Raw genomic sequence first — 13,242 nt, 5'->3', positions numbered from 1 at the left:
AAGGAGGTTTTTATTATGTCAAGATATACTGGTCCGGTTTTTAGAAAATCAAGAAGATTAAACTTCTCAATTCTTGAATCTGGTAAAGAATTTGCAAAAGGAAAAAAGCGAACATTCGCTCCTGGACAACACGGTCAAAAAAGAATTAAACTTTCTAACTATGGATTACAATTACAAGAAAAACAAAAAATTCGTTTCACTTATGGTTTAAATGCTCGTCAAATGAAAAATTTATTTGATGAATCAAAAAAAACTCATGGTGTTACTGGTACTAACTTGTTGGTATTCTTAGAATCAAGATTAGACAATATTGTTTTTCGTTTAGGTTTATCTTTGACAAGAAAAGGTGCTCGTCAATTAGTAAATCATGGTCATGTTTTAGTTAATGGTAAAAAAGTTAATATTCCTTCATATCGTGTTAAAATAGGAGATAAAATTACTATTACTGAAAAGGCACAAAAAAATGCAAAAATTTTTGAAGCATTAAGCGCTAATGCTTCAACATTACCATTTATTGAATTCAATAAAAAAACATTTATTGGTACATATGTACGTCATCCACTACGTGACGAACTAAATACTGATATTAATGAAGCATTAGTTGTTGAATCATATGGACGTGCTTAAAATTAATAATTAATTTAAAATCTGTTATCAATTGATAACAGATTTATTTTTTAGATGGTATATATCAATAAAAGCATTTATTATTTTTTTTATTTTTTCAAAAATAAAATATAAATTAATTATCTATTAATCAATTTTCTTAAAACAAAAGTAACAATTAATTTTCTACAACTACTATGTCAATTAAATTAAATGATATAATGTTAATTATAGATGAGTAAAGGAAGAATAAAAATGATTAAAAATGAAATTTCTGAAAAAATAGTTAGTATTACTTTTGTGATAGCTGTTATGATAACAGCTATTGGCTGATTAGGAATTAGTAAAAACAAAAAGAAATATTTAATTTTATGAATAGCTATAATTCCTTTAATTAAGTAACATATTTTCATTTTTTACTAAAAATTATTATGATAATATTTTACTAATATCAGTATTAACGATATCTTATTTAATTTATATAGGTTTTTTAATCATTAGTACTTATCGATTTATTAAGACAAAAGACAAAAAAGAAAGTAATAATAAACAAGTAGAAAATACTATTGATTTAATAAAAAATAAAATATTGTAAAAGTTACCCCAAAGGGTAACTTTTATATGTTCTCTATAAATAATGAACTTAATATAAGTTCATATTATATAACATTATGAAAACTATTTGAACCATTACCATTATTAGGAATATGTTCTTGATTTGCTGCATCAATAAAATTTTGTTGTCTTGTTAATGGACCATTTTCTAAAATTTGATTAATTCTTGTTTGTAAGTCAGGATTATTAGGTTCTTTATATTTATTAGCATTCTTTCATCTTGAATTTGGTGCTTAATTTCTTCTTTTCTAGTAACTAATTCTTTATATATTTCTTCTAATTTTTTAAACTTTTCTAATTCATCAACATTATTAAGAGCATTTACTATTTCTTTTAATAGTTGGATATTAATTCGATGTTGAAGTGACATATAAAAAGGATTATAAGAAACAGAATATCCTGCTTTACTTTCTGCATTATAAATTTTCTCTTCAACGTCTATATAGTCATTAATATTATTAATTAATTTACCTATATTTATTCTGAAACTGTCAATCATATTTTTCTTATATTCTTTAGGTGTGTTTTCTAATGTTTTTCTTAATAAATCATCTAACATATTCTTTATCTTCCTTTGCTTATTGAAATTAACTTAATAAAAATCCTAATATAGAAAATATCTATACTAGGAAAAAAACATTTATCAAGTATATAGGGGCTTTGCCCCTAGTTGCTTCGCAACTCACCCCAGTGGCGTAAACGCCACGGCCAACCAACCAAGGTTCTGGTTGGCTTCGACCAATAATATAGGTTTACTCTATTTTAACATCTTTAATATCTTGCTTAGAATATTTATTTCTATAATAACAAGTACGGCATACAGTATTTTCAGTTTCTTTCTTTTCAGTTTGTAATATATTATCCAACTTATCTAATCCTACTGCTCTAATATCATCAACAGTAAAATCTAATGCTATTACTATTTAATTGATTAAATTTAAAAACATCATCATAAGAACAACGATAACTATACTCATTACGAACTTTAATAGGAATAGGACTTACTACCCTACCCTTATGTTTTTGTGCTAAACAACAAGCAAGAGCAGATTTACCAGTACGTGGTGGTGCTGAAATAATATAACTACCTACACGTTGTAATATCTTTATATTTTTTCTAGTTATTAAAAATGGATAAAATATTATTAATAATATAACTCCTAAAAGTAAATAACCATATCAAGGCATTATTTCAACTCCTAACCAATTAAAAATCCTACTGCTTTTAAAAATACTCATAAAGTTAAAACTTGTTCTAAACCACTAGTAAAATCAACATTTAAAACAGAACTAATAGTATCATCAAAAATACGTCTCAATAATCCGTCAAGTTTAGTAAAAAATTCTCTTAATGGTTCCACGGGTAAAACTTTACCAACAACTCCATAAAGTACTCATCTAAAAGCATTACGCAAATGACCAAAAACATCATATCAACTAACACGCTCATACTCAGGATTAAAAGGACTATTTGGCGGAACTGGTGTTACTTTCTCACTTGAAAAAATATTAATTTGACCAAAATTTAATTGTGGTGAAAAAGTTGGTCTAGTTGATTCACCATGAACATCAAAAAATACTGTTAAATGTCTTAAATTTGGAACACGAATAGGCATAGTAACAAAATTATATAAATCTTGCTGATAAATATCATTATCAACTTTACCTTTAAAAACATACTTTGTATCACCAACATTATCTAAAAAACTAAAAACAAAATTAGCAGTAAAAGTTTTAAAATATTCATATTCAAAATAAAACATAAAACCTTGAATATAAAAACTTAAAGGTTTATCAATTTCAAAATTTAATTGTGTTTGAAAATTTATAATACTTTTACCAGTATTAACAAAATTTAAATTATTAGTATTATTCTTTGCAACATAATTATGATTAAACATAATACGTGAAAATTCATCTAATTGTTTTCTATTAAAAGTATAAACACCAGTTCCCATATCTATCATTTGTGATGGAACACCAACTGTATCACTATAATAATAACATGTATATAAACCTTCATTATTTCCTATAAATTCACCACTAACTAATTTTAAATCCGGTTGGTCAACATCAAAATAAGCAGAATTTCAAGGAATGGTTGCTCAATCATCAAAATCATGATATTTAACATGTTTAACCATTTCTTTTGTAATATCATAATTAACAACATTAGGGTCATTTGAAGCAATTAAACTAGTGGGTGCTTGAACAGAAGTATTTACAACAAAAAATAATTTAGCAAACTTAAATCACATAATTATTTACCAAATAAACATTTTAAAATTCACCAAGAACCATAAAACAAAACAAATCCAATAAAAAACTGAGTTCCATAAACTACTAAATTTCATAAAATAGTAGTAAAATCATCAACTGGCTTACCTATAAACATAGTTCAATAATCAACTATACATTGATGTATTTTATTGTAAATTTCTAAAACACTCATACTTAACACCTACCCAAACAATGACCTAAAAACAAATTTAATAACACGATAAATAAAATTAAAAAATACACCTAATACCAACCAAAAAGTCAAATTAAACAAAATATAAACTTCATCAGTAATATTAGTTTGATTTAAAAATATACCAATATCATTACTAGAAAATATAAAAATTAAATGCAATATACTATTCACAAAATCACTCATAATTAATTACCAACATCTATTCCACTAACATCTTGGGTTTGCTTATGACCCTTAGCAATTGCTTTACCAACTGAAACAGAAGCCTTACCAATTTTCTTAACACCATAACCTAAACCTAATGTTGGTAACATTAATTCAGGTAAAATAACCCTAAATGCAAATCTAAGCAAAATCAAAAATATCATTAACGTACCTAAATTAAAACCTAAATCACCAAGTGGAAAACTAAAAAACTTCATAAAAATTGAAGCAAATAATTGCATAACAGTTGTAATAAAAGGTATAAACATAATTTCACATCCTAATGTCTTGTAAATCTAAATAATCCTAAAATTAAATAAAATACAAAACTAACATTTATTAAAGCAAGAATAGGCAAAGGTAAAGTGTATAAACTATCATAAAAAAACGACTTAATAAAAAGTGTCACAGTATGCAACCCAGCAAAAGAACTTAAATACTGCATATAAATAGTTTGTACCAAAGTATTAACAACTGGTAAAAGTCTACCTAATAAAGGTAAAACAAAAACCAAACTAAAAAATAACTTTACCATTTGCTTACTCCTTTCTAATTACTAATGGGTTCCATGGATAATATGACCAACAAACTGCTTAATAAATACAAGAACCATAAATACAATTGAAATTAACACCGGTCAATTTGTAAGTGTTCCACCATCGCCAGTAGTAAATACTCAACCAAAAATATAAGTAAAAGCATTTAATAATTGTTGTCCTACACCACCTATCATGGTTAATAACGCTGATAATCCAGCTGGCATATTAATCACCCCCTTTCTCTAATTCTTTTTGTTGTTTTTCCATTTCTAATTTACGTTTCTTCTTTTCAAAATCTTTACGACAAAAAGTACAATCAGGGTCATTTTCTTTTTCCTTTACATGTTTTTTATGTTTGAATTTCTGTATACCCTCATGTATTCAATTACGACAAAATCAAAGTATAAGGCAAAACCCACCAATATATAAAGCATATTTTATAATCTCCTTAAAATCCATTTTAAACACCACCTAACGTATAAGCATAAGAATAATCCCAATTTAAACTTGCTCTATCTAAATTAATCTCTGACATACTATCATCATTTAAATCAACATCAACCATACCATCATCTGTACTTTGATAATCACTAACACTAGCATTAATTAATCTTGCTCTTTCATCAGTAAATACTTCTTGTAGCTCTGTATGATTATGTGTATTTCCTAATGGTAACAATAAAGTATTTATAATCTCACTTGCACCAGCAACTATTGTAGGAATAGCAAAATAATTACTAAAATCATTATTAATACCCATTGCAACACCACTACTAATCAAACAACCACCAGTACCCATATTTGCTATTTTACGTATAGTTTCAAACCTATTAGGTATTAACTCAGTTAAACCACTAATAACATTTGCTATACCAAAACTATTTAAAGATATATAAGTATCTCAATCTACAAAAGGTACATCAATTATGGGCTTAACAGTTGTAAACGGTGGATATGTTGGTCTTGGTGGTTCAGTAGGGCATGGTGGTCAAAAACATGGTTCATCTCTTAATAAAGAAACTGACTTATCTACATACTGAACAAATTTAGCATAATTAACTAATCCAATTGTTCCTAATCCTAAAAATATCTTTTTATAACTATTAATAACTTTATTTCTAGTAGTTGGTCTTTGATTAATATTCCATATATCAATTCCTAACTTCTTACTAAATAACAACGAATTAATACTTCCCAAAATTGGGTCTTTTAAATATTGACCATAATAAGCACTAACTCCTACCATAGCACTTAATGGACTTAATCTAGTTCTTAATATTTTAGTTAAAGTATAATTACTAGTTTGTTCTAACTCATTAGGCATAAATAAAACTCCTTATTTAATAAGGAGCATATTTATACTAATTTGTATAACATGGGAGCAAAGTACACAAAAAAGTATATATATGCTCCCTATTTAGTTTTTAATTCTCTTTTTGTTGTAATTGTTCTTTTTGTTTAACCAAAGCAATATCTAATATGCAATTTGGACAGTAATATTTTCCAGTATATAAATTTTGTAAAACTCTTTTAGGACAAATAACTTGGTCACAAAGTTTACATATATACATTGCTAAATGAAAATGTTACTCACAAGCACAATTATTAATTTTTGACATAACTTAAATCCTTTAAATAATTATTTAACAATTACCCTATAATAAATAACTATTTAGTTTTTAAATTATGTATGTCAATAATTTTTGCTTCTCATGTTATTTCAACATCATAATAAGAACCAAGACTTAAATTCATTTTAGAAAGTTTAGTAAATAATTCACTATCATGTAAAACTCATTTATCCTTAGATTTTTCACCAGTTGATATTTTAATACCTTTATCAGTAACATAAAACGGCGAAAAAGTAAGTACATCATAATTTTTGGACTTACCACTTTTTTCATCTTTAATTACTTCATTACTTCTAATTTTTGTCAATTGACAAAGAAAATACATCTTAACCTCCACAGATTAGACTAATAATAGTCAGATTAATAATGCGGGTAATAAACATTATTAATTATAATATAACAGAAAAAAATAAAAAAACAACAAAAAAAGCAAAAACATAAAGTTAAATCTGTGGTAAAACTCTACATCTTTGCCATTAACCATTATATATATATATATATATATATACAAGTAATTTAGTAAAATAATATTTTATTTTAAAGCAACTATTGCCAATATTATCGACAAAATAGATAAAACTAAAAATAATAAATCTTTTACAAAAGAAAATATTATTTTCGTTTTTTTCTTTTGTAAATATTTTGTTTTTAAAATTAATTTTGGTATTTCAATAATAGTTATACAATAATTATTTAAAAATTTTCCTAAATTATACTTATGATCAGAATAAATAAAATTTATAAAATTTGAATAATTTATTTCAAGCGATTCTAACTTCAATAATTTATTTTTCTTACATTTTTGAAATTTATTTGCAACTTCACTATGTAATTTATCTATTTCATTAAAAGCATTTTTTATATTTTCAATTTCAAATATATTTTGGTTAAATTTCTCATTATTATTTAACATTAAATTATATTCTTTTTCAAGAAGTATATTAATTTTCATTAATGGTTTTCTAAATTTAAGGTCTAAACTAGAATATGTAGTATAAATATTATCATTAAGAAAACATAAAAATAAAAATAACTTTCATAATTCTAAATCATAACTTTTAGGTTCAACTAAATTTACTTCTTTATAATCACATTTTGGTTTATAGGCATTATCTAAAAAATATATAAAATTTTCATTAGACATAAAAATAATCAACTCTTTACATTTTTCATAAATTATATCAAAATATTTCACTAATGTAAAATTCTTGGTACACGTTTAATTGCATTTCTAAACCTAATACTATCAATTGAAACATATTCATCATAATCTTTAAAATTATCACCAAAAACAGTAGTATCAAAACTACCACCAAAAAGTATAGTACGACCTAAATTATCAATTTTCTTTTTAAAAAATTGTGTATGTAAAGCATTAACAGAAGCATCAATTAAACGCTGATATAACATTATTTTTTGGCCTTTAATCACTTTTGGATTAGAACAATTACGACTAAAAGCATAAGCACGAACACCTAAATCATATTGATTTTGAGATTTTATATCATTTTGTACTTTTACAACATATTTACTTAAATACTTAACTATATTTTCATTAGTACCCTTTTGAACAACTCTTACATCATTAAAACCAAATGGTCATCATTGTGGCAACATACTTTTATGTATTTTTCTATTAAATAATATATGAAAATGAATAGCACCACGTTTTTGATATTCATAAACATACATATATTTTAATTCACCTAAATATTTAGCACGTTTAGGGTCATTTCATCAACGTTTTAAACGTTTAAAGAATATAGCAATATCATGTTTTGCTTTGTTAATTTGCATATTATCAGCATAAGTTAAAGTAACAAAACTTAAAACCTTTGAATTATAAAAATTATGATAGGCTTTATGTATTAATTTTGTTTTAGTCCGAATAGTAGAATTACGCATTTTTTTATCATTAATACCTAAATTTTTAATACCAATTTCATTACGTTTATTATTTAATATAGCACTCATAGGTAAAATTATATTTTTTACATAAGCACCATAATATACTTTTTTAATATAAAAATTCTCTTGCATATATAAAACTCCACAGATTTTTTAATAATTTTATATATTTTAATAACAAAATAATCATAACACAAAAATCAAAATAATTAATAAATTATCTTGCGGTGAATTGTGTTACTTAATTGAATTGTGTTACTTAATTGAATTGTGTTACTTAATTGAATTGTGTTACTTAATTAAATTACTAGGTAATAATATCATATTTTTTTAAAACACAAAGAAAAATTACTACTCCAGTTATAAATAAAAATTAAATGCCTCAACTATTTTTTATTTTTATTAAAACGGATTATAAATATTTTTTAAATTTTGAATAATATGTTCTCTCACTATTACATCTTTAATTGAATTAGTAAAAGCAGAAATTTTAGGGTTTAAAAGATTATAACGACCCATATTTTTTGGAAGTGTAGTATCTATTATTGGCATATCTTTTAAATTATCATCAAATACTTGTACTACTTCCGAATATAAATTAAGTATATTAGCATAAGCATTAAAAACTGATACCATATAATTAACATCTAAAAAATTATCAACTCCGTGTTGTTGCAAGAGTTCTATAATTATTTTTTTATTAGCATTGATATCACCTGTTGATTCCATTTCTTTTAGAGCATTAGCAATTTTATAGGTTTCATCTACTCTTAATATACCTATCATTTTTAACTTTTCAACAGTACTGTAACATTCCTCATAAGTTGTATTATTTTTTAATTCATTTATACTCTGTTTTAATGTTTCACTATTTTGATATAAATCAATAACAGTGTTAATGTCTGTTACATTAACATTTAAAAAAGGAAGATTATTATCAATACTACTAAATATTTTATAGACATATTCCGTAATTATTTTTTTGAAAAATCAAGTAATAATTTTAAAATTTATTTTATAATTTTGTTATTAACAATAAATTTAGAAAAGTGTTGATAAAAATGATTTTTGAAAATTTAAAAAAATTAAAAAATGAAGAATTTTACAGATATTTTGGTATAAAACGTTTTCATTTTAATGAAATGTTAGAAAAATTAATTGAAATAGAAAAATTAGAAAAAAATAAAGGTCGAAAAAATAAACTTTCAGTAGAAGAAAGATTAATGATGACTTTATTATACTGAAAAGAATATTATACTTTTTTTCAAATGAGTATTAAATCTAAAATGAGCCCATCAAGTTGTTTTCGAAATATTACTTGAGTAGAAAATAAACTTAGTAACCACAAAGATTACCAATTTTTAAAAGAAAGATATAAATTAAAAATTGATAAAAAACAAGAAAATTCAAATGAATTTCAATTTTATTTAATTGATTCAACTGAGATTGAAATTGAAAGACCAACTAAAAAAAACTACAGTTAGAATATTTTTCTGGTAAAAGTTGAATGTATTCTATAAAATTTCAAATTGTATATGATTTTTTAATAAAAAAATTGTTGATATTTTTGCTGATAATGGTAAAGTGCATGATTTTCAAATATTAAAAAATTCAAATCTTGAATTTTCAGAAAAAACAATAATTATTGGTGATTTAGGATATCAAGGTATACAAAATATTTATAAAAATACAATAATACCAATTAAAAGAACTAAAAATAAAAAATTAACTAAACAAGAAAAAAAATACAATAAGATTGTATCTAAAATTAGAATTAAAGTTGAACATGTCTTTGCTTGATTGAAAAGATTCAAAATTTTAGTAAATAAATGTAGAAAATCTAAATTTAGACTTATGTACTTAAGATTTAACTTACTTTGTGAAATTTTTAATAAAATAAAACCATTAAAATAAAAAAAATTTTAAAAATATTTTTTTAAAATTTAAATTTTTATCGAGTTAATATAAAAATATTATTAACAATTTTTTGTTTAAAATGTAAACTCATTTTTTAAACTATTTTTTCAAAAAATATTTATTTCTATATTCAATAACACTAAATAGTTTTAAAACAATTTTATTGACAATTAATTAAATTTAATTACGGAATATGTCCTATGAGTAACAGAAGTTGTTGGTATTTCATTTTTAATAACACCATAACTTAATAATTTATTACCGAAAACACTAGTACCCATCATAATTATTATGATACTACCTAAAATACTCATTCTAATAAAATTAATTAAAATTCCCGCTGTAGCATTTATTGCTTTGTGTTCAATTTTATTTTTATTAAAAAGTACAAAATATAAAATAATATAGATTATTCAAAATAAAATATTAATACCAATAATTCAAACAATAGCATATATCAAAAATCCAATATTATCAGTTAATAAATTCTTAAATGAAGCAAAACTACCGCTAAGGTCACTAAACCATGGTGATACCATATTTTTAAAAGAATCTATTAACATTGGTTTAAATGCCAACATTAAACCAATACTAAGTAAATTACCAGCGCTAATAAATGTTAATGCTCTTCCCCCAATAAAAAAACCAGTAACAATACCAAAAATAATAATATCCCATAATAATGGAGAAACATAAATAAATATCATATTTAAATACCCTTCCTTATTTATGAACAACTATAAAATAATGACGCCTACCTTTTTTAATAACTGTTACTTGATTATTAATTGCGTTTTTTTTACTAATAAGAAAATTTATATTGGTAATTTTTTCACCATTAACAACAATTGAGCCTTGAATAATTAGTTCTCTTGCTATTCTTTTTGAATTACAAATTTGATTATTAACTAAAAAATCAATTATTTGTTCATTATGATTAAGATTAAAATGTGGTACATCTTTTAAAACCTGTAAAATCTCAGATGATTTCATTTGATGAATCCGGTCGTGGAAAAAAGCATTAGTAATATTAATAGCACTAAAATATCCATTTAATTTATGAATAAATACTGTTAATAAAGCTGCTAAAATCTTTTGTCCATAATGTTGCTTAACATCACTGTTATGAATTACTAAAATTTTTGCTATTTGTTCTTCACTAAATAAAGTTAAAGAATTAAAAAAAGTAGGCAAATCTTTATCTTCTTGATTAAATAAAAATTGATATAACTCATAAGGTGAAGTTTTTTCACTATTTAAAAATATAGCACCTTTTTCGCTTTTACCAAATTTTTCACCATTAGATTTAGTTAATAAATTAATAGTAATACCAGCAGCATAATGTTCATCACCTTTTTGTTTTCTAATTAAATCTAAACCGGAAGTAATATTTCCTCATTGATCACTACCACCAGATTGAATATAACATTGCTCTTTTTCATATAAATGATAAAAATCATACGCTTGTAATACCATATAAGAAAATTCAGTATAAGAAATTCCAGAATTTAAACGATTAGCAATCATTTCTTTGCCTAACATTTGATTAACATTAAAATGCTTACCAATATCACGCAAAAAAGTTGTAATTGTTAGTGGGCCTAATCATGTTTGATTATTAATAATTTTAATTGGTTTAATTTTATTGTTTAATGTTCCCAATGGTAATTTTAAAAATGTAATTCAAGTTTCTACATAACTATCACAATAATTTAACAATTGTTTAAAGGAAAGATTATTTAAATCACTTTTCATAGTAATTCACTTTTGATCAAAATTACAAATTTCATATAAAGTTTTTAGTAATGATGCTGATAATCCTAATTCTTCTCAAGGTAAGGGCAATGTTTTTAAAATACTACTTAAAGTTTGTTGATATTGATTATTTGGATTAATACTTTTAATAATCATCTCTAATGTTTCATATTCTTTATCATTTAATAAATTACATGTTTTAATTAATTCTAATGATGTTAAATTATCAATATTTTCATAACTTAATAATGTCACTAACTGCTCTTTTATTTTTCTAACATTAGTTTGTAACACATTTTCATCTAATAAATTACGTTCTTTATTTTTACCACTTGGATCACCAATCATTGCTGTTGTACCACCAATAACAGCAATTGGTTGAAAACCAAATATAGCAAAACGATGCAATAAAATAATTTGTAGTAAATTACCTAAATGTAATGAATCATTACTTGGATCAAAACCACAATATATTCCTTTTCCTAATTTTCCTGCATTAATTACTTTATCTATGCTACTAATATCTTTTAAGATATTACGTCATTTTAATTCGTCAATAATATTGGATTTTATTATATTATTCATAGCATCTCCTATTTATTTTCATCTAAAATATCATCAACTAACAAATCAATAGTTGTAATAACTGTATCGTTATTATTACTTGCATTATTGTAATTAATAGATGTAGTTTCTTTAAATATTTTATCGCGAAATTCTAGGTAGCGCGATGGTAAACTATCATATATTTGTTGTTGTTCTCTATTTTTTTTAATTTGTGCAATTCTAGTATTATCAAGATTACTAGAATTATTATACGCTACTTCTTTTTCACGAAAAATATTTTCTTTAGTTTTTTTATCAACATATTGCTCAATAGTGCTAGAACTACTATCGGCTTTTTTAATATTAATTGGAATCGTAGTTATTTTTTGATGATTAAGACCAAATATAGGTGAAATAATACTACTTAATTGATAAGGTTCTTTTTTAGCATTATCAACATTAGTAGTAACATTTTCAATTTCAACTTCTGTATTTTCTATTGTCATAATAACTCCTTAATGATAATCAATAATTAAATTATAACATTTTAATGATTAATTATTCCTAATATAAGGTGAATAATTTTCATAATCTTCATTAAGATAAAAAAATTACTAGTGAATATCAATTAATTTTATAAAAAGTACTAATACTTTTCTCAAATTTATTTTTAATAAAAAATAAAATAATAAAAAAGTAGTACTTATTTATAAAGTACTACTAAAAGTGTATTAAATTGATTTTATTCAACACTAAATGTGTCATATAAATTTGAAGTTTCAATATTATCAAACCCTACAGCAAAAAACTCACTAATAGATGAATCCAACCCATTAATTATTTTTAAGATTGCAACTAAAGATACGTTTCTTGTTCCTCTTTCAGCATCAGAAATATAATTACGATGTAGGCCGCTTGCTTCTCCAAGTTTCTCTTGTGAAAATTTTCTACCTTTTTGATTACGTAAAGTTTTCATTCGTTTTCCAAAAGCATTCAATAAATCTTGACGACCTTTGCTTAAAATTTCTTTCTTTTTCATTGTATG

The 13,242-nt window shown here is 23.5% G+C and carries 21 protein-coding genes; 4 read left to right on the top strand and 17 right to left on the bottom strand.

Annotation, left to right across the window (positions count from 1 at the left end):
• Nucleotides 1–15: 15 nt before the first annotated feature.
• Entirely contained in the window at nt 16–627 is a 612-nt protein-coding gene (gene rpsD, locus AAHM89_RS01590; protein WP_342266750.1) for a 30S ribosomal protein S4, read from the top strand.
• Between the two features lie 234 nt (nt 628–861).
• Nucleotides 862–1,008, top strand: a complete 147-nt coding sequence (locus AAHM89_RS01585) for a hypothetical protein (RefSeq protein ID WP_342266749.1) — start codon at nt 862–864, stop codon at nt 1,006–1,008.
• A 361-nt stretch (nt 1,009–1,369) separates the two neighbouring features.
• Here AAHM89_RS01585 and AAHM89_RS01580 read toward each other — a convergent pair whose 3' ends face one another.
• The 13 genes from AAHM89_RS01580 to AAHM89_RS01520 form a co-directional block, all read right to left on the bottom strand.
• Nucleotides 1,370–1,780 (bottom strand): hypothetical protein, encoded by a 411-nt coding sequence (locus AAHM89_RS01580; RefSeq protein ID WP_342266748.1) that lies wholly within the window; start codon nt 1,778–1,780, stop codon nt 1,370–1,372.
• Nucleotides 1,781–2,106: 326 nt separating this feature from the next.
• Nucleotides 2,107–2,409 (bottom strand): hypothetical protein, encoded by a 303-nt coding sequence (locus tag AAHM89_RS01575; RefSeq protein ID WP_342266747.1) that lies wholly within the window; start codon nt 2,407–2,409, stop codon nt 2,107–2,109.
• Between the two features lie 11 nt (nt 2,410–2,420).
• Entirely contained in the window at nt 2,421–3,479 is a 1,059-nt protein-coding gene (locus tag AAHM89_RS01570) for a hypothetical protein (RefSeq protein ID WP_342266746.1), read from the bottom strand.
• 2 nt (nt 3,480–3,481) lie between these two features.
• A complete protein-coding gene (locus AAHM89_RS01565; protein ID WP_338958204.1) occupies nt 3,482–3,673 on the bottom strand; it encodes a hypothetical protein in 192 nt (63 codons plus the stop codon).
• Between the two features lie 209 nt (nt 3,674–3,882).
• The gene (locus AAHM89_RS01560) at nt 3,883–4,170 is read right to left on the bottom strand and encodes a hypothetical protein (RefSeq protein WP_342266745.1); all 288 of its coding nucleotides are present in this window, start codon (nt 4,168–4,170) and stop codon (nt 3,883–3,885) included.
• 287 nt (nt 4,171–4,457) lie between these two features.
• Nucleotides 4,458–4,664 carry a hypothetical protein gene (locus AAHM89_RS01555; protein WP_174480862.1) on the bottom strand — a complete coding sequence of 69 codons (207 nt, stop codon included), beginning with the start codon at nt 4,662–4,664 and terminating at the stop codon, nt 4,458–4,460.
• 1 nt (nt 4,665) lies between these two features.
• On the bottom strand, nt 4,666–4,899 hold the full coding sequence (locus AAHM89_RS01550) for a hypothetical protein (RefSeq protein ID WP_174479931.1): 234 nt from the start codon (nt 4,897–4,899) through the stop codon (nt 4,666–4,668).
• A gap of 1 nt (nt 4,900) precedes the next feature.
• A complete protein-coding gene (locus AAHM89_RS01545; protein WP_342266744.1) occupies nt 4,901–5,764 on the bottom strand; it encodes a hypothetical protein in 864 nt (287 codons plus the stop codon).
• Between the two features lie 100 nt (nt 5,765–5,864).
• Nucleotides 5,865–6,011: a hypothetical protein gene (locus AAHM89_RS01540; RefSeq protein ID WP_342266743.1), complete on the bottom strand. Its 147-nt coding sequence runs from the start codon at nt 6,009–6,011 to the stop codon at nt 5,865–5,867.
• 97 nt (nt 6,012–6,108) lie between these two features.
• Entirely contained in the window at nt 6,109–6,396 is a 288-nt protein-coding gene (locus AAHM89_RS01535) for a hypothetical protein (RefSeq protein WP_339048937.1), read from the bottom strand.
• Between the two features lie 207 nt (nt 6,397–6,603).
• On the bottom strand, nt 6,604–7,215 hold the full coding sequence (locus AAHM89_RS01530) for a hypothetical protein (protein WP_342266742.1): 612 nt from the start codon (nt 7,213–7,215) through the stop codon (nt 6,604–6,606).
• A 50-nt stretch (nt 7,216–7,265) separates the two neighbouring features.
• A complete protein-coding gene (locus AAHM89_RS01525; protein ID WP_342266741.1) occupies nt 7,266–8,111 on the bottom strand; it encodes a rolling circle replication-associated protein in 846 nt (281 codons plus the stop codon).
• 270 nt (nt 8,112–8,381) lie between these two features.
• Complete coding sequence (locus AAHM89_RS01520; RefSeq protein ID WP_342266740.1) at nt 8,382–8,765, bottom strand: hypothetical protein; 384 nt, start codon at nt 8,763–8,765, stop codon at nt 8,382–8,384.
• 275 nt (nt 8,766–9,040) lie between these two features.
• Between AAHM89_RS01520 and AAHM89_RS01515 the strand changes: the two genes are divergently transcribed.
• Both AAHM89_RS01515 and AAHM89_RS01510 read left to right on the top strand, forming a co-directional pair.
• Nucleotides 9,041–9,463 (top strand): transposase family protein, encoded by a 423-nt coding sequence (locus AAHM89_RS01515; protein WP_339045912.1) that lies wholly within the window; start codon nt 9,041–9,043, stop codon nt 9,461–9,463.
• A 19-nt stretch (nt 9,464–9,482) separates the two neighbouring features.
• Nucleotides 9,483–9,893, top strand: coding sequence for a transposase family protein (locus AAHM89_RS01510; RefSeq protein WP_342266739.1), 411 nt, complete (start codon nt 9,483–9,485; stop codon nt 9,891–9,893).
• Nucleotides 9,894–10,066: 173 nt separating this feature from the next.
• Here the strand turns inward: AAHM89_RS01510 and AAHM89_RS01505 are convergent, their stop codons facing one another.
• The 4 genes from AAHM89_RS01505 to AAHM89_RS01490 form a co-directional block, all read right to left on the bottom strand.
• Nucleotides 10,067–10,603 (bottom strand): hypothetical protein, encoded by a 537-nt coding sequence (locus AAHM89_RS01505; RefSeq protein ID WP_342266738.1) that lies wholly within the window; start codon nt 10,601–10,603, stop codon nt 10,067–10,069.
• 16 nt (nt 10,604–10,619) lie between these two features.
• Nucleotides 10,620–12,236 carry a tyrosine--tRNA ligase gene (gene tyrS, locus AAHM89_RS01500; RefSeq protein ID WP_342266737.1) on the bottom strand — a complete coding sequence of 539 codons (1,617 nt, stop codon included), beginning with the start codon at nt 12,234–12,236 and terminating at the stop codon, nt 10,620–10,622.
• Between the two features lie 8 nt (nt 12,237–12,244).
• Nucleotides 12,245–12,703: a hypothetical protein gene (locus tag AAHM89_RS01495; RefSeq protein ID WP_338958961.1), complete on the bottom strand. Its 459-nt coding sequence runs from the start codon at nt 12,701–12,703 to the stop codon at nt 12,245–12,247.
• Between the two features lie 236 nt (nt 12,704–12,939).
• Nucleotides 12,940–13,236: a helix-turn-helix transcriptional regulator gene (locus AAHM89_RS01490; protein WP_342266736.1), complete on the bottom strand. Its 297-nt coding sequence runs from the start codon at nt 13,234–13,236 to the stop codon at nt 12,940–12,942.
• Between the last annotated feature and the right edge of the window lie 6 nt (nt 13,237–13,242).

This window comes from Spiroplasma endosymbiont of Villa modesta (assembly GCF_964030925.1).
Taxonomy (GTDB): domain Bacteria; phylum Bacillota_I; class Bacilli_A; order Mycoplasmatales; family VBWQ01; genus Spiroplasma_E.
This window is presented reverse-complemented; position numbering and strand designations above follow the sequence as displayed.